General features: G+C 34.8%; 15 protein-coding genes and 1 tRNA gene. 6 read left to right on the forward strand and 10 right to left on the reverse strand.

The features are described from left to right. The first annotated feature begins 79 nt into the window (after positions 1-79). The 5 genes from pyrH to rpoN all read left to right on the forward strand — a co-directional run bounded on the left by pyrH (position 80) and on the right by rpoN (position 6,931). Positions 80-787 carry a UMP kinase gene (gene pyrH, locus Q4500_RS06745; protein WP_299325426.1) on the forward strand — a complete coding sequence of 236 codons (708 nt, stop codon included), beginning with the start codon at positions 80-82 and terminating at the stop codon, positions 785-787. Positions 788-832: 45 nt separating this feature from the next. Further along, the gene (frr, locus tag Q4500_RS06750) at positions 833-1,387 is read left to right on the forward strand and encodes a ribosome recycling factor (protein ID WP_299325425.1); all 555 of its coding nucleotides are present in this window, start codon (positions 833-835) and stop codon (positions 1,385-1,387) included. A gap of 133 nt (positions 1,388-1,520) precedes the next feature. Continuing rightward, positions 1,521-3,911, forward strand: coding sequence for an RND family transporter (locus tag Q4500_RS06755; protein WP_303598938.1), 2,391 nt, complete (start codon positions 1,521-1,523; stop codon positions 3,909-3,911). A 90-nt stretch (positions 3,912-4,001) separates the two neighbouring features. Further along, positions 4,002-5,435 (forward strand): asparagine--tRNA ligase, encoded by a 1,434-nt coding sequence (gene asnS / locus Q4500_RS06760; RefSeq protein ID WP_073242306.1) that lies wholly within the window; start codon positions 4,002-4,004, stop codon positions 5,433-5,435. Between the two features lie 38 nt (positions 5,436-5,473). Continuing rightward, positions 5,474-6,931, forward strand: coding sequence for an RNA polymerase factor sigma-54 (gene rpoN, locus Q4500_RS06765; RefSeq protein WP_303598939.1), 1,458 nt, complete (start codon positions 5,474-5,476; stop codon positions 6,929-6,931). A gap of 599 nt (positions 6,932-7,530) precedes the next feature. On the opposite strand, the gene Q4500_RS06770 is transcribed toward rpoN, so the two are convergent. The 8 genes from Q4500_RS06770 to Q4500_RS06805 form a co-directional block, all read right to left on the reverse strand. Beyond that, complete coding sequence (locus Q4500_RS06770; RefSeq protein WP_303598940.1) at positions 7,531-8,199, reverse strand: porin family protein; 669 nt, start codon at positions 8,197-8,199, stop codon at positions 7,531-7,533. Positions 8,200-8,276: 77 nt separating this feature from the next. Further along, on the reverse strand, positions 8,277-8,759 hold the full coding sequence (locus tag Q4500_RS06775; protein ID WP_027065004.1) for a biopolymer transporter ExbD: 483 nt from the start codon (positions 8,757-8,759) through the stop codon (positions 8,277-8,279). A gap of 22 nt (positions 8,760-8,781) precedes the next feature. Then, positions 8,782-9,405 (reverse strand): biopolymer transporter ExbD, encoded by a 624-nt coding sequence (locus Q4500_RS06780; protein ID WP_303598941.1) that lies wholly within the window; start codon positions 9,403-9,405, stop codon positions 8,782-8,784. Positions 9,406-9,419: 14 nt separating this feature from the next. Next, the gene (locus tag Q4500_RS06785) at positions 9,420-9,851 is read right to left on the reverse strand and encodes a hypothetical protein (protein ID WP_303598942.1); all 432 of its coding nucleotides are present in this window, start codon (positions 9,849-9,851) and stop codon (positions 9,420-9,422) included. Positions 9,852-9,876: 25 nt separating this feature from the next. Beyond that, a complete protein-coding gene (locus Q4500_RS06790) occupies positions 9,877-10,626 on the reverse strand; it encodes a MotA/TolQ/ExbB proton channel family protein (RefSeq protein WP_303598943.1) in 750 nt (249 codons plus the stop codon). Between the two features lie 77 nt (positions 10,627-10,703). Beyond that, positions 10,704-10,791: transfer RNA gene (locus Q4500_RS06795), tRNA-Ser, on the reverse strand. A gap of 71 nt (positions 10,792-10,862) precedes the next feature. Next, on the reverse strand, positions 10,863-11,894 hold the full coding sequence (locus Q4500_RS06800) for an asparaginase (RefSeq protein WP_303598944.1): 1,032 nt from the start codon (positions 11,892-11,894) through the stop codon (positions 10,863-10,865). Between the two features lie 22 nt (positions 11,895-11,916). Next, entirely contained in the window at positions 11,917-12,684 is a 768-nt protein-coding gene (locus Q4500_RS06805) for a TatD family hydrolase (protein WP_303598945.1), read from the reverse strand. 37 nt (positions 12,685-12,721) lie between these two features. On the opposite strand from Q4500_RS06805, the gene Q4500_RS06810 reads away from it, so the two are divergent. After that, on the forward strand, positions 12,722-13,171 hold the full coding sequence (locus Q4500_RS06810) for a retropepsin-like aspartic protease (protein ID WP_303598946.1): 450 nt from the start codon (positions 12,722-12,724) through the stop codon (positions 13,169-13,171). 41 nt (positions 13,172-13,212) lie between these two features. On the opposite strand, the gene odhB is transcribed toward Q4500_RS06810, so the two are convergent. After that, positions 13,213-14,433 (reverse strand): 2-oxoglutarate dehydrogenase complex dihydrolipoyllysine-residue succinyltransferase, encoded by a 1,221-nt coding sequence (gene odhB / locus Q4500_RS06815; RefSeq protein WP_303598947.1) that lies wholly within the window; start codon positions 14,431-14,433, stop codon positions 13,213-13,215. A gap of 25 nt (positions 14,434-14,458) precedes the next feature. Next, the gene (locus tag Q4500_RS06820) at positions 14,459-17,254 is read right to left on the reverse strand and encodes a 2-oxoglutarate dehydrogenase E1 component (RefSeq protein WP_303598948.1); all 2,796 of its coding nucleotides are present in this window, start codon (positions 17,252-17,254) and stop codon (positions 14,459-14,461) included. Between the last annotated feature and the right edge of the window lie 33 nt (positions 17,255-17,287).

Consider the following 17,287-nt stretch of genomic DNA (forward strand, 5'->3'; position numbering starts at 1 on the left):
ATTAAGTAATGCTTCAATTAAATATAGACCGTACCCATCAAATATTTTCATTATTTTTGATGGCAAATAAAAAATTAAGATGCACTACAAAAGAATTCTTCTAAAACTAAGCGGTGAAGCCTTAATGGGCGAAAAGCAATACGGAATAGACTCTAATCGTCTAAACGAGTATGCAGAAGAAATTAAAGAAGTAGTTGAAAAAGGTATAGAAGTAGCTATTGTTATTGGCGGAGGAAATATCTTTCGTGGTTTAGCAGGTGCTGCAACTGGTATGGACAGAGTTCAAGGCGACCATATGGGTATGCTAGCAACCGTTATTAACGGCTTGGCACTACAAAGTGCTTTAGAAATGAACGGTGTACAAACTAGATTACAATCTGCTATAAAAATCAACGAAGTTGCCGAGCCTTTCATTAGAAGAAGAGCCATGAGGCATCTAGAGAAAGGAAGAGTTGTTATCTTTGGTGGAGGAACTGGAAATCCATATTTCACAACAGATTCTGCAGCCGTTTTACGTGCTATTGAAATAGAAGCTGATGTAATACTTAAAGGTACACGTGTAGATGGTATTTACACTGCTGATCCAGAAAAAGATAAAAGCGCTACGAAATTTGATACTATCTCTTTTTCGGAAGTACTTACAAAAGGACTAAAGGTTATGGATACCACAGCTTTCACCCTTAGTCAAGAAAATGAACTACCTATCGTAGTTTTTGATATGAACAAAAAAGGAAACTTACTGAAAATTGTTGACGGCCAAACTATTGGTACAACGGTCAACCTATAATTCTCGGTATAGTTTATGTTATTGCGATAGTAATATTCTTATTATATGAACGAAGAAGTAGAATTTGTTTTAGACGCTACAAAAGAAGGCATGAACGCCGCTATAGCTCACTTAGAACGCGCATTTTTAAAGATTAGAGCTGGTAAAGCCAGCCCTGCCATGTTATCAGCTGTAATGGTTGATTATTATGGATCACAAACTCCGCTATCTCAAGTAGCCAATGTGAACACCCCAGATGGTAGAACAATTTCTGTTCAACCATGGGAAAAAAACATGCTCCAAGAAATTGAAAAAGCGATAATGAACGCCAACCTAGGTTTTAACCCTATGAACAATGGCGATATGATTATTATCAACGTTCCACCATTGACAGAAGAGCGCAGGATACAGCTTACAAAACAAGCTAAGGCAGAAGCGGAACATGCAAAAGTTGGTGTACGAAGTGCAAGACAGGATGCAAATAAAGAAATTAAGGATTTAGATATTTCTGAAGATTTACAAAAAAATGCCACTGCCGATGTACAAGATTTAACTGATGTCTTCACAAAGAAAATTGAAGATTTCTTGGATAAAAAAGAGGCGGAAATCATGAAAGTATAATCAAGAGATTAATCGTCATCATTTAAAGCTACCCTAAATAGGTAGCTTTCTTTTTTTTTTGCAAAAATTTTAAACTTTTCAATTTAGGAACAGATGTAGCTAATAGTTACCTTTGCGACCTGCAAAAACAGTTATGGTAGCTAAACTAACGAAAGGATTTTGGCCTAAAACGGCAAACATAATTTTACGAAATAGAATCCTAATTTTACTCTTGATTGCCGGTTTTACCATTTTCATGGGATGGCAATGGCAATATATGCGTTTTTCAAGTTCGCAGACAAACCTACTGCCAGATGACCACCCGGTAAATATTCAATACCAAGATTTTCTTAGCAAATTTGGCGAAGAAGGCAATGCAGTGGTTTTTGCCATACGTGACAGTGCTCTATTTACACCTGATAATTTTAACCGATGGAATAAATTAAGCAAACAACTTGCTGCTTTCCCAGAGGTAGAATTTGTTATCTCAACAGATAATTTAAAAGAGCTCATAAAGGATAACAAAAAGCAAGAATTTGTAATGCGCCCTTTAATAAATGGCGAACTAAAGACTAAAAACGAAATAGATAGTATTACCAATCATCTATTCAATGACCTACCGTTCTACAACAACCTACTATACAATAAAGAAAGTAAAACGATAAGAACTATTGTTAACCTTGATAAGGATATTGTAAATACCTCGGTCAGAAAAGACTTTATTTTACAAGATGTAAATACACTAGTTAAAAAGTTTGAAGAAGAAACAAACTTAGATGTTCATATATCTGGTATGCCATATGTAAGAACAATGAATTCTCAGAATATTATTGATGAAATCGGTAAATTTATTCTAGCAGCACTTGGTGTTACTTCATTAATTTTCTTCTTTTTCTTTAGAAGTATAAGAGCTACAATTATCTCTATGTGTGTAGTAATAATTGGTGTAATGTGGGCTTTTGGTTTACTTGGGTTATTACAATATGAAATTACAGTTCTTACAGCACTTATACCGCCCCTAATTATAGTTATCGGTATACCCAACTGTATTTTCTTAATAAACAAATACCAACAAGAAGTAAAGAAACACGGTAATCAGGCACTTTCATTACAACGCGTTATTTCTAAAATTGGAAATGCAACGTTGATGACAAATATTACAACAGCATCTGGTTTTGCTACTTTCATTGTAACCGATAGTACGTTATTGAAAGAATTCGGTATTGTTGCCTCCATTAATATCTTAGGCATTTTTGTATTATCGCTACTTATTATCCCTATTGTTTATAGTTTCATGCCGCTACCAAAAACAAAGCATTTAAAACACTTAAACAAAAAATGGATCGATGCCTTTGTACAGTGGATGGAACGTATTGTAAGACATAGAAGGATTACGGTCTATATTGTTTCTATCTCATTACTAGTTATCAGTATCATTGGTATCTATCAAATAAGAATATCAGGCAGCCCTATTGAAGATATGCCAAAGAATGCTGAATTTTTTCATGACATACGCTTTTTTGAAAAAGAGTTTAAAGGCATTATGCCCGTTGAAATCGTTGTAGATACAAAAACTCCTAAAGGTGTTTTAAAACCTGTGACTCTAAAGCGTATGAATCAGCTTGGGGAGGTTATAGAAGAAATACCAGAACTTTCAACTCCGGTTTCTGTAGTGAATTTGGTAAAGTATTCTAAGCAGGCTTTTTATAATGGCATTCCTAAATATTATCAATTACCTACCAGTCAAGAAAATACCTTCATCATGGATGTTGCCCGTAAATCTGGTGATAACGGAAATTTACTAAAATCTTTTGTTGACAGCACTGGTCAAACAGCTAGAATGACCACGTTCATGCGAGATGTCAACACCAGCCGCATGGAAGAAATTGAACAACGGTTGCAAGAGAATATTACGAAAATATTCCCTGCAGAACGCTATAACGTTTACATGACCGGTAGTGCGTTGTTATTCTTAAAAGGAACAAAGTATCTTGTTAAAAATCTAATTATGTCTCTTGCTTTGGCAATTGGACTAATTGCTTTATTCATGGCCTATTTATTTAGGTCGTTCAGAATGATTGTAATTTCATTAATACCTAATTTATTGCCCTTAGTCATAACCGCCGGTATAATGGGCTTTGTGGGTGTACCTATAAAACCATCTACCATATTAGTATTTAGTATTGCATTTGGTATTTCTGTCGATGACACCATACACTTTCTCGCAAAGTATAGGCAAGAACTCACCGCAAATAACTGGCGAATAGAAAAATCGGTTTATAACGCATTAAGAGAAACTGGGGTTAGTATGTTCTACACCTCTATTGTTTTGTTCTTTGGCTTCTCTGTCTTTGTAATATCTAATTTCGGTGGTACAGTAGCGCTAGGTTCACTAGTTTCTGCCACACTATTACTTGCGATGTTGGCAAACTTAATTTTGTTGCCTTCTTTATTATTATCCTTAGAAAAAAGTATCGCAAACAAGCAAACACTTAAAAAACCGCAAATAGATATTTTACCACAAGATGAAAATAATAACCAATAAAATTATTTCAGCTTTGTTTATATCGCTTTTTAAACTCTTTATTTTTTAACAAAATCCTATCTTTGGGACTTTAATTTTCAATTCAATATCATGCGTTTAGCAACAATAAAAGAATTACTAGCAAGTAAAAACTTACTACAAGAAGTAACTATTAAAGGATGGGTAAGAACCTTTAGAAGCAATCGATTTATAGCATTGAACGATGGATCTACTTTAGGCACTATTCAATGTGTAGTTGATTTTGAAAATTTTGATGAAGAATTATTAAAAAAAGTAAATACTGGTGCTGCATTAAAAATTACGGGTACACTTGTTGAAAGTCAAGGTCGTGGTCAATCTGTAGAAATTCAAGTAAGCGCCTTAGAAGTATTGGGTATAGCTGATCCAGAAGAATATCCTATTCAACCAAAAAAGCACTCTTTAGAGTTCTTGAGAGAAAAGGCTCACTTAAGAATTAGAACTAACACTTTCGCAGCAATTATGCGTGTTAGGTCTACCTTATCTTTTGCCATTCATAACTATTTTAGAGAAAACGGATTCAACTACTTCCACGCTCCTATTATTACTGGATCAGATGCCGAGGGTGCTGGAGAAATGTTTCGTGTTACAACATTAGACGAAAAAAACCCGCCACTTACAGAAGATGGAGATGTTAATTATAAAGAAGACTTTTTCGGAAAAGAAACCAACTTAACAGTATCTGGTCAATTAGAAGCTGAGGCATATGCCATGGCACTAGGTAAGGTTTATACATTCGGACCTACATTTAGAGCAGAAAACTCAAATACATCTAGGCATTTAGCTGAATTCTGGATGATCGAACCAGAAATGGCATTCTTCGATTTAGATGCTAATATGGACCTAGCAGAAGACTTTATTAAAAATGTTATTTCTTACACATTGACGCATTGTCAAGAAGATTTAGAATTTTTAGAAAAAAGATTAATAGACGAGGAAAAAAGCAAACCACAAGCTCAACGTAGCGATATGCCTTTAATTGAAAAATTAAAGTTTGTTGCAGACAACAATTTTAAAAGAGTGAGCTATACTGAAGCTATAGATATCCTTAAAAATTGTAAGCCTAATAAAAAGAAACAATTTACTTATCCCATTGAAGAATGGGGTACAGATTTACAAAGTGAACATGAACGTTACTTAGTAGAAAAGCATTTTAAATGTCCGGTAATATTATTTGATTATCCGGCAAAAATTAAAGCTTTCTACATGCGTTTAAATGAAGATGGAAAAACCGTAAGAGCTATGGATATTTTATTCCCTGGTATTGGTGAAATCGTTGGTGGATCACAAAGAGAAGAGCGCTTAGATGTCTTAAAAGAGAAAATTAAAGAATTGGGCATCGACGAGAAAGAATTATGGTGGTACCTTGATTTAAGAAAATTCGGAACTGCAGAACATAGTGGATTTGGTCTAGGATTTGAACGATTAGTTCTTTTCGCAACAGGCATGGGTAATATTAGAGATGTAATTCCATTTCCAAGAACACCACAGAATGCCGAATTCTAAGCGGATTTAGTTACTTTTACCAGTACTAGAATAAAGTAATGCTGAAACAACACCTATCATTTAAATTATCTCAAAAGTTATCTCCACAGCAAATTCAATTGATGAAGCTGATTCAATTGCCTACGCAGGCATTTGAACAACGTCTCAATCAAGAATTAGAAGAAAATCCGGCTTTAGAAACTGGTAAAGAAGACTTAGAAAATACGAATGATGAGTATGATGAAGTTTACGATGATGAATCAGACAATGAAACCATCAATACTGAAGACATCAATATAGATGATTATTTAAGTGATGATGAAATTCCTGATTATCGTACCAAAGCGAATAACTATAGCTCAGATGATGAAGAGAAAAGTGTGCCTTACGCCGCCGGTATTTCATTTAATCAGCATTTAATAAATCAACTAAACACCGTTTATCTTACAGATGATGAATGGAATATTGCAGAGTTTCTTGTAGGCAGTGTAGATCAAAGCGGCTATATACGAAGACCCATCGCCGATATTATGGATGATTTGGCTTTTACCCAAAACATTTACACAGATGAAGAAACCATTACAAAAATACTTTCTATAGTTCAAGAGTTAGATCCGCCTGGAGTAGGTGCTAGATCTTTAGAAGAATGCTTAATAATACAACTAGAGCGTAAAGAAATTACTCCAAGCATTGAACTTGCCACCGCGATTCTTAAAAAGTCTTTTGAACACTTTACTAAGAAGCATTATCAAAAATTAATTCAGAAGCATAATATTACTGAAGACGAGCTAAAAGCTGCAATTGGAGAAATTGAAAAACTGAACCCAAAACCAGGTGGCTCGTATTCTGGAAACAATAGAATTGTAGAGCATGTAGTACCTGATTTTGCTATTAGAATTACCGAAGGCGAATTGGAGCTGACATTAAATGGTAGAAATGCACCAGAGCTACACGTATCTAGAGAGTATAGCAATATGCTTAAAGGCTACAAAGAATCCAAAGACAAGTCTAAGTCCCAAAAAGACACGGTAATGTTTATTAAGCAGAAGTTAGACGCTGCTAAATGGTTTATTGACGCTATTAGACAGCGCCAACAGACGCTGTTTATTACGATGAACTCAATTATGCAATATCAAAAAGAATATTTTCTAACAGGAGATGAGCGTAACTTGAGACCTATGATTCTAAAAGATATTGCAGATGAAATAGGAATGGATGTTTCAACTGTATCTAGGGTTGCAAATAGCAAATATGTAGATACCCCTTACGGTACCAAGTTGATAAAAGAATATTTCTCTGAGTCAATGAAAAATGAACAAGGGGAAGATGTTTCTACAAAAGAAATAAAGAAAATTTTAGAAACAGTTATTCAAAACGAGACAAAGAAAAAGCCATTAACAGATGACAAACTTGCTGCTATTTTAAAGGAAAAAGGATATCCTATTGCTAGAAGAACAGTAGCTAAATACAGAGAGCAGCTAAGTATACCTGTTGCACGTATGAGAAAAGAAATTTAATGAAGGTGTTTTCTAATCTTATCTCCTACTTATTTCACCCTCTGTTTATTTCTATTGGAGGTACAGTCGCCTATTTTCTAATCACTCCTAAATTTACCCCATTAGAAATTCAAAGTGCGAGTATATTACCCATTTTTATATTAACAGTTATTATTCCGATAATAACTTTTTTAATATTGAAAAATTTGGGCTTGGTACATTCCATTACGCTGGACTCAATTCAAGAAAGAAAATACCCGCTTTATATTCACGCTTCAATTCTCCTTTTAATCCTTTATAAGGTCATTCCAAACAATTACGTAAGTGAGCTTTATTTTTACTTTACTGGGCTGTTAGGAGCGACTATAGCATGTATACTATTACTATTATTCAATTTTAAAACTAGTCTACATACAGTTGGTATAAGTGGCCTTTTAATGTATCTCATTAATTTAAGCATACATTTTGAAATCAATCTAATTATCGCAATCAGTTTGCTTATAGCATGTACGGGGGGTATAATAACCGCCAGACTATATCTAAAGGCACATACCAGTATAGAAGTTGTAATCGGTCTTTTTATAGGACTATTATCTCAGCTATTAACCGTAAGATTCTGGTTATAAAATATAGAAAATAAGACCTATACGTAACGGTCTATATTGCAGGACCTCACCATTTACAGATGCATTACCATCAAAGAGTTCAGTTAACGCATAGTATGCATGAAGATTAAAAGTATTATAACCAAAACTTAAGGTAAGTCCGTATTGAAATTTAGTTAGGTCTGTATTTTTAAATCCTTCACTAATATCACCTAAGTCGTATTTGGACCTAGCTCCTAAAATATAAGCAGCCTTAATACCACCATATACGCGCCAGAACTTGTAATCTTCTGCAGTAGAATTTCGCCATCTAAACTCTAATGGAAACTCAACTAGGTGTGTCTCTAACTTACTTCTAGTAATATCATCATTTATACTATAAGTAATATCATCACCAGATATATCGGCAACTAAGTTTGAATAATAACTATTCAAAGCCAAGCCAGCTCCAATACCTATAGCCTTTGTTCCTGCGCTGTTTAAAGGAATATCTTTTATTAGGCCTGCTTGTAGACCATAAGACAGGTTACGTTGATTAGAACCCTCTGGATGATTCAATATAAAGTTATACGACAGACCAACATAAAATTGATCTTCAAAATACCGTGTATTTGAAATACTATCTGATACTACTTGAGCATTAGATTGCAGAACTACTAATAAAAATAAAATGGCAAAACGCATGAAGTAAAGTTAATGAAATAAAAAACGCTTCAAATAAATTTGAAGCGTTTTGAAAATGTAATATTCTACTTAACTAACTATTGTAGATTATTGAAAGCATCACCTTCATAGGTAGTATAATTTACCTTTAAAGCGTTTACCTTTCTTAACTCTTGTTTAATATCGGATATCAATCCCATACTAGCGTTCTTATCAACCTTAAGTGCCGTAGTCAATACATTCTGAATTTCTTGAGGCTTTTTAGCTCTTTCCATCAAAATATAATCACCAACTTCAGAAGGACTAGCAAACTTATCGTTCAATTGAATTTTTGGTTCAGTACCAAAAGTCTTCTCATATTCTCTAGTTGGTTTACCAACATATATATAGATAACACGATCTTTCTTTTCCAATTTTTTTACTTCACTAGCATTCGGAAGTACGTTTTCAACTTTCAAGGAACTATCCTTCATAACTGTTACCGTCATAAAGAAAAACAAAAGCATAAATACAATGTCAGGAAGGGAAGCTGTTGATACCGCTGGTACCTCTCCATCTTTTTTCTTTGCAAATTTTGACATAGTGTTACTTTTAATTTATTAATTATTCGCTTGAAGTTTCAGCTTCAGATAATTTCTGTGGAAACAACCCTTGTATTGTTTGTACCTTTTCTTTCAATTCTTCTTTAACAGAATCATCAGTTTCAGGATTCAAATACTCAGCTTCCATAGCAACATAATCTTTACCATATTTACGTTTAGCTTCTCTATTTCTAAGATCGTTGTATGCACCTACCAATTCGTTTTGAACTGTTATGTAAGTACTATACTTTGTTTCACGATCATTCTTCAAAGAGATAATTGCCTTCGTCGGATTATCCGAAGATTCAGCATTACGTTTTCCTTTACAGTAGCTACAGTAATCAGGACTTCCTGATGGTGCTCCACCGTTATCTAAAAACGCCATTGCTTTTTCACGCAATTTATCTATTGAAAGAATCTCATCTTCCACCAACAATTGACCATTACGGTTAATATTAACCGTAAAAATGTTCTTTTGCTTAATAATTGGTGGTGCTTCCGTAGGTGGCTCCATTGGTGGTAACATACGATCCAAACCTGCATCTGTTTCAATAGTAGTTGTTACTAAGAAAAAGATAAGTAAAAGGAAAGCTATGTCCGCCATTGAACCCGCACTAACTTCTGGTGCTCCTGCTCTTCTAGCCATAGTTTTTTATTTTATTATTTACTAAACATATTTTTAACAGATGGTATTACTAAAGAAAGAACAGCGATTATAGTAAGGATAAAAAATACATTTAATCCCATACCAATATTCTTTACTGTACTCTCATCCGTCATAGCTGCAAACTCTGGATCAACATCCGTTCCACTTGCTAAAACATAAGAAATTCCAACTACCAATAAAAAACCTCCTACTACGAACAAAGTCTTTTTAAGACCCTGTGGGTTTGCAAATAAGTTTTTTAGAGTAAACACTAAACTTACTACAACAGCTATCCCTAATAAAAGATAAGTAATAATAAACATTGTGTTCAAAGCTCCACTTGAAGCAGCCTCAGCTGCCGGCATATCTGAACTTGGCAATAAATACCATAGTATAGCACTTAATACACCTATAGCAATTAATGCTATTTTAATAATTTTTTGCATAATTTTTAGGTATTAAAAGTGATACTTATTTTTTGTGATCTACCAACATATCGATTAAAGTAATCGAAGAGTCTTCCATATCATTAACGATGCTATCAATTTTAGCGATAATGTAATTATAGAAAATTTGAAGGATAATAGCCGTAATAAGACCAAATACAGTTGTTAATAATGCAACCTGAATATCACCTGCAATAAGAGATGCACTTAAGTTACCAACAGCAGCAATCTTTTGGAAGGCTGCAATCATACCGATTACCGTACCCATGAAACCAAGCATTGGAGCAATAGCGATAAATAAAGACAACCAAGAAACGTTTTTCTCTAATTGACCCATTTGTACACCACCATAAGCAACAACCGCTTTTTCAGCAGATTCAATGCTCTCACCAGCTCTATCTAAACCTTGATAGTATATAGAAGCAACAGGACCTTTTGTATTTCTACAAACTTCTTTAGCAGCTTCAACACCACCAGATGCCAATGCGTCTTCAACTTGTTGTTTCAACTTAGCAGTATTTGTACTTGCCATGTTTAAATAGATAATTCTTTCAATAGCAACAGCCAAACCAAGGATCAAACATAAAAGTACGATACCCATGAAACCGGCACCACCAGTAATGAACATCTCTTTTAATAGTTGAGTAAAACCTCTCTCTGCTTCTGGAGTTGCGTCTTGAAGTAATAAAGCTACTGCAGCTACTTTAGCGCTTGCCATATTTGTACCTGCTACAAATGCCCCAGCAATTGCTAGGCTTGGGAATAATTTTTTCATTTTTCTGAACTTAAATTAGTTAGTTAATAGGGTTAAAGATAAAAAAAAAACAATATAAAAAAAGTAAAACTTACTTGCAGAGAGGAAGGGATTCGAACCCTCGATACCCTTTTGGGGTATACACACTTTCCAGGCGTGCGCCTTCGACCACTCGGCCACCTCTCTAAGATACCTTTTTTAAGGGTGGGCAAATAACAAAAAAAAAATTAGTTAAAGAAATTAAACCACTGTTAAATTTACAACATCTCTCCACGCAAAGAAGTCTCAAAAACAGTTTTGAACAACTCATGAGACACACCAACACCGAGCAAGTACATTGCCTTTGTAATCGCAGCCTCAGTTGTAATATCCTTACCACTAATAACTTGCATTTTTTTTAGCCTAGAACTCGTTTCATAGTGCCCCATCATAACGGCACCACCAGAACACTGAGTCACATTAATAATATGTATTCCTTTATTTATGGCAATATTTAATTTCTCTAAAAACCATTCTTCCATCGGCGCATTTCCAGAACCATACGTCTCCAAAACCAACGCTTTTAAATTTTCAGCTTGCAAAATTGCATCGATAACATTTTTGTTAATTCCCGGAAATAATTTCAAAATAGCCACATTATCATCCATATTTTTATGAGATTTTAACGTTAATTTTCTTTTTTGAGGCAATAAATATTCATTAAAAACGGTCAAATGCACTCCCGATTCAATTAAATGAGGGTAATTTAACGACGCAAAAGCTTGAAATTGTTCTGCATTTATCTTCGTAGTTCTGTTACCGCGGTACAATTTATATTCAAAATAGAGTCCGACTTCTTGCACAACCGGCTTCCCCTTTTTATACAAAGCGGCAATTTGAATAGCAGTTATTAAATTTTCTTTGGCATCGGTCCTTAAATCTCCAATTGGTAACTGCGAACCTGTCAAAATCACAGGTTTCGTTAAATTTTCAAGCAAAAAGCTTAAAGCAGAAGCTGTATAACTCATAGTATCACTACCATGTAATACTACAAAACCATCATACTCGTTATATTTCTCTGAAATAATATCAGCTATTGTCACCCAATGCCTAGGATTCATATTAGATGAATCTATGGGGTGATCGAAAGAAAAACTAGATATGGTACAATCTAATTGATTTAGCTCAGGTATATTCTTCAACAATTGCGAAAAATCAAAAGCTTTTAAAGCTCCTGAGGTATAATCTTTCATCATACCAATTGTACCACCTGTGTATATTAATAAGATATTTCTTTTATCTATGCTCAAACCTCTGACTTTAAATTGATTATTAAATTCCGAAAACTTCTTTAGAGTTTTTTGTAGTCTCTAAAGCTATTTGTTCATTGGATACACTATGAATGTCTGCCAGTTTCTCAAGCACATTAACAATATAGGCACTTTCGTTTCTTTTACCTCTATAAGGTGTAGGCGCCAAATAAGGAGAATCGGTTTCTAGCACAATGTGCTTAAGATCTATATTATTTAAAAAAGTATCTATTCTACCATTTTTAAAAGTCACAACACCACCAATACCTAGCTTCATATTATATGATATTGCTTTTTCTGCTTGCTCGTATGCACCTGTAAAACAATGAAAAATTCCTCTTAAATCATGTCCTTTCTCCTCCTCTAGTATTTCAAAAACCTCATCAAAAGCATCTCGACAATGAATAACGATAGGCAATTTATGCTTCTTCGCTATTTGTATTTGCTTTCTAAAAGCAATTTGCTGCTCTTTTAAGTACTTCTTTTCCCAATACAGATCAATTCCTATCTCCCCAATCGCATAATAGGTATGATTACCCAACATTTCTTCAACATGCGCTAACTCTTCCTCAAAATTTTCTTTCACATGCGTGGGATGCAAGCCTGTCATTAAGAACATATGACCCGGAAATTCTTTTTCTAAAGCCAACATACTTTCTGTATAGGTAGAATCTATAGCAGGAATAAAAAATCGTTCTACTCCTAAATCAATGGCTTTCTGTATTGCTTCTTTTCGGTCATCATCGAAAGCTTCGCTATATAAATGTGTATGCGTATCGGTTATTATCATGCCGTAAAAATAGGCTTATCTTTGAAAAAAATGAATTATGAGTACCCTCAAAAAAATTTTGAAGGATAAAGATTACGTACACATACCCTTAGTTTTAACTGCTACCGACCATTTTGAAATTTGTGCAGAAATAAATTCTGTGCCTGGACGATTTATTTTAGATACCGGAGCATCTAATACATGTATCGGAATGGACCGTATTAATCATTTCAAATTAATTTCTGAAGAATCTATCATTAAAGCTGCGGGAGCAGGTGCAACTAATATGGAAACTTTAGTTTCTAAAAAGAATACGATTGACATCAATTCTTGGAAGTATAAAAAACTAGAGATCGTACTATTCGACCTTAAACATGTTAATGAAGCTTTAACTGCCCACAATGCAGAACCAGTAGACGGGATTATAGGAGCTGATATTCTAAAAAAATCGAAGGCAATTATAGATTATAATAAAAAGTGCATCTATTTAAAAAAGAAAAAGCGTTGAGACCACCCAACGCTTTTTACATATATCAAAATTTAGAAAATTTACATTTCTAAAGCTTTCTTTACATTATTATCCATCAATAACTCTTCAGGATTTTCTAAAGCCTCTTTTATAGCTACTAAGAAACCTACAGATTCTTTACCATCAATAATTCGGTGATCATAAGAAACTGCAACATACATTATAGGTGCAATTGCAATAGCCCCATCTCTAGCGATTGGTCTTTCTACAATATTATGCATACCTAAAATAGCACTCTGTGGCGGATTGATAATTGGTGTAGATAACATAGAACCGAATACACCACCATTAGTAATAGTAAATGTACCACCTGTCATTTCATCAACAGTAATTTCACCTTCACGTGCTCTAATCGCTAATCTTTTAACCTCAGCTTCAACACCTCTAAATGTTAAATTTTCAGCGTTACGAATAACGGGTACCATTAATCCTTTTGGTCCAGAAACCGCGATACTAATATCACAGAAATCATAAGAAACCATTTCTTTACCATCAATCATAGAATTAACAGCAGGATACATCTCTAAAGCCCTAACAACAGCCTTTGTAAAAAAGGACATAAATCCTAGTCCAACACCGTGCTTACTTTTAAAGTTCTCTTTGTACTTATTTCTAAGCTCAAAAACAGCACTCATATCTACTTCGTTAAAAGTAGTCAACATTGCAGTTTCGTTCTTCGCAGCTACCAATCTTTCGGCAACTTTTCTACGCAACATTGATAATTTTGAGCGAGACTCACCACGATTACCACCAGTTGGCGATCCCATAGAAGGCACAGCACTTACTGCATCTTCTTTAGTAATTCTACCATCACGACCAGAACCAGAAACAGTACTACTCGCTACACCTTTCTCTTCTAATATTTTCTTAGCCGCTGGTGAAGGAACACCAGATGCATAAGTTTCTTTTGCTTTAGCAGGCTGAGGAGCTTTTTCAGCCTTTGGAGCTTCTTTTTTCTCTTCTTTCGGAGCACTAGATGCATCTGCCGCACCATCTGGTTTAGCAGCACTTGTATCTATTAAACAAACAACAGCACCTACCGCAACAGCATCACCTTCTTCTGCTTTTAGTGTAATTACACCACTTACTTCTGCCGGCAATTCTAAAGTAGCTTTATCTGAATCTACTTCGGCAATTGCCTGATCTTTTTCTACATAATCCCCATCTTCAACTAACCATTCCGCAATTTCCACCTCTGTGATAGACTCTCCCGGCGAAGGGACTTTCATTTCTAGAATCATTCTTTCTATAATTTGATATGTTATATTATTTTTTAGGTTTGGACATATTGTCCTTTGTCTTGTCAAAGACGTAATCTATAACTTGTTGGTGACGTGCTTTTGAACGTACAGAACTACCTGCTGCGGGTGCCGCATAAAAACGTCTAGACACTACTCTAAAATTTCGAGCCTCATCAAAATGGGTTAATAAATGGCTCCATGCACCCATGTTTCTAGGTTCTTCTTGAGCCCACACCACGTCATCCGCATTTTTATACTTTGCAATAGCCGCCTTCATTTGTTTTTCCGGTATAGGGAACAACTGTTCCACCCTTACCAAAGCAACATCATCTCTATTATTATCTTCTTTAGCAGCTAGCAAATCATAATAGAACTTACCTGTACAGAATACTAAACTTTTTACCTTTTTAGCATCTGCAATTTCATCATCTATTACTTCTTGAAAACCACCACCTGTTAAGTCAGAAATTTTAGACACCGCCCTTGGATGTCTCAACAAACTCTTAGGTGTAAATATGATCAAAGGCTTTCTAAAATTAGACTTCATTTGTCTACGAAGAATATGGAACATTTGTGCTGGTGTAGTCACATCTGCTATATACATATTATCCTTGGCACACAATTGTAAGTAACGCTCCATTCTAGCAGAAGAGTGTTCAGCACCTTGCCCCTCATAACCGTGTGGCAATAACATTACCAAACCGTTTTGAAGCTTCCACTTATCTTCTGCAGCAGAAATATACTGGTCAATCATAATTTGAGCTCCATTACTGAAATCTCCAAATTGCGCTTCCCAAATAGTTAATGTATTAGGGCTAGCCATGGCGTAACCATAATCAAAACCTACCACACCATATTCTGACAATAGTGAATTGTATATTTGAAATTTAGCTTGCTTTTCAGAAAGGTGATTTAATAAAATAACCTCTTCTTCACTTTCTTCAACTTTCATTACCGCATGACGGTGAGAAAAAGTACCACGTTCTACATCTTGTCCAGACATACGAACCGCATAACCTTCTTCTAATAAAGAACCGTATGCTAAAAGTTCTCCCATTGCCCAGTCAAGATTATCGGCTTCAAAATACATATTGTATCTATCCCTAACCAATTTTTCAACTTTTCGCAAAAACTTCTTACCTTCAGGTAAAGCCGTAATTACTTTGGCAATTTTATTCAATTTAGCTTTAGTGAATTTAGTATTCACCGCATCCATCATCTCCCACTCACGTACATTTTCAAAACCTTTCCATTCATCTGCCATGAACGGTGTAATTACAGTTTTATCTTCTTTACGTGAATCTTCTAATTTTTCTTCTAGAGAATCTTTATACTGTTTTTCTAACTGCTTTACATAAGTGCCGTCAATAACACCTTCTTGAATTAGTCTTTCTGCATAGATATCTCTTGGATTTTTATGCTTTGATATTGCTTTATATAATTTAGGCTGTGTAAATCTTGGCTCATCACCTTCATTATGCCCATATTTTCTATACCCTAACAAATCTATAAACACATCACCCTTAAAGCGCATTCTATATTCTAACGCAAAAAGAGATGCGTGTACTACCGCCTCTGCATCATCTGCATTAACATGTAATACCGGACTCAATGTAACCTTAGCAACATCGGTACAATAAGTAGATGTTCTAGCATCTAAATAGTTTGTAGTAAAACCAATTTGATTGTTCACCACTATATGTATGGTACCACCGGTCTTATATCCATCAAGACCAGCCATTTGAACTACTTCATAGACCAAACCTTGACCTGCTATTGCAGCATCACCATGAACTACAATAGGTAAAACCTTAGAAATATCATCTTGATAATCAGAATCTTGTTTTGCTCTAGCAATACCTTCAACAACCGCACCTACCGTCTCTAAGTGAGATGGATTAGGAGCAATACTCATCTTAATTTTATTTCCGTTATCAGATTTTCTATCAGAGGTCCAACCTAAGTGATACTTAACGTCTCCATCAAAAATCTCTTGTTCGTAATCTTTACCGTCAAACTCACTAAAGATATCTTTAGCCGATTTGCCAAATATATTGGTAAGCACATTTAATCTACCACGGTGCGCCATACCCATAACAAATTGCTTCACACCCATTTCAGCGGCGCGCTCTACAATTACATCTAAGGCAGGGATCAACGATTCATTTCCCTCTAAAGAAAATCTTTTTTGCCCTACATATTTAGTATGCAAAAAAGTTTCGAAAGAAATAGCATGATTAAGCTTCTTAAGAATGTGCTTTTTACGATCTGGCTCGAAATTCGGATGATTGTCATTTACATTTATCCAATCTTGAATCCATTTAACGCGCTCTGGCTTTCGTATATACATATACTCTACACCAATAGCATCGCAATAGATACTTTGTAAATGTCTAACAATCTCTTTTAAAGAATTTGGACCTATACCAATTACGTCACCTGCATTAAAAATAGTATCGAGATCAGACGAAGCTAATCCGAAGTTTTCAATTTCTAAAGTTGGTTCGTAATGTCTTCGCTCACGTACAGGATTTGTTTTAGTAAACAGATGACCTCTGCTTCTATAACCATCGATTAATCGAATTACCTGAAACTCTTTTTGAAGAGATTCTGGCATTTCACTCGAGTGGCCATTTACTACAACTGTAGTGCGATTTTCATCGATTTCCAGCTCATCTAAAGAGCTCTCCATTCCAAAATCGAATCCTTGAAAAAAGGCTCTCCAACTTGGCTCTACACTATCTGGATTTACTAAGTACTTATCGTATAACTCTGAAAAAAAAGAGGTATGAACGGTATTTAAAAAGGAATATTTATCCATGAATTACTTTCTGTATCTTTAGAATAAATTTCT

Origin of the sequence: Maribacter sp. 1_MG-2023 (assembly GCF_030547005.1) — a bacterium.
In the GTDB taxonomy this organism is placed as follows: Bacteria; Bacteroidota; Bacteroidia; order Flavobacteriales; family Flavobacteriaceae; genus Maribacter.

Coding starts and splice junctions, on each gene's coding strand:
- odhB (WP_303598947.1), bottom strand. CDS start 14,433: ATGATTCTAGAAATGAAAGTCCCTTCGCCGGGAGAGTCTATCACAGAG.
- asnS (WP_073242306.1), top strand. CDS start 4,002: ATGCGTTTAGCAACAATAAAAGAATTACTAGCAAGTAAAAACTTACTA.
- Q4500_RS06780 (WP_303598941.1), bottom strand. CDS start 9,405: ATGGCTAGAAGAGCAGGAGCACCAGAAGTTAGTGCGGGTTCAATGGCG.
- frr (WP_299325425.1), top strand. CDS start 833: ATGAACGAAGAAGTAGAATTTGTTTTAGACGCTACAAAAGAAGGCATG.
- rpoN (WP_303598939.1), top strand. CDS start 5,474: ATGCTGAAACAACACCTATCATTTAAATTATCTCAAAAGTTATCTCCA.
- Q4500_RS06805 (WP_303598945.1), bottom strand. CDS start 12,684: ATGATAATAACCGATACGCATACACATTTATATAGCGAAGCTTTCGAT.
- pyrH (WP_299325426.1), top strand. CDS start 80: ATGCACTACAAAAGAATTCTTCTAAAACTAAGCGGTGAAGCCTTAATG.
- Q4500_RS06785 (WP_303598942.1), bottom strand. CDS start 9,851: ATGCAAAAAATTATTAAAATAGCATTAATTGCTATAGGTGTATTAAGT.
- Q4500_RS06775 (WP_027065004.1), bottom strand. CDS start 8,759: ATGTCAAAATTTGCAAAGAAAAAAGATGGAGAGGTACCAGCGGTATCA.
- Q4500_RS06770 (WP_303598940.1), bottom strand. CDS start 8,199: ATGCGTTTTGCCATTTTATTTTTATTAGTAGTTCTGCAATCTAATGCT.
- Q4500_RS06820 (WP_303598948.1), bottom strand. CDS start 17,254: ATGGATAAATATTCCTTTTTAAATACCGTTCATACCTCTTTTTTTTCA.
- Q4500_RS06810 (WP_303598946.1), top strand. CDS start 12,722: ATGAGTACCCTCAAAAAAATTTTGAAGGATAAAGATTACGTACACATA.
- Q4500_RS06755 (WP_303598938.1), top strand. CDS start 1,521: ATGGTAGCTAAACTAACGAAAGGATTTTGGCCTAAAACGGCAAACATA.
- Q4500_RS06790 (WP_303598943.1), bottom strand. CDS start 10,626: ATGAAAAAATTATTCCCAAGCCTAGCAATTGCTGGGGCATTTGTAGCA.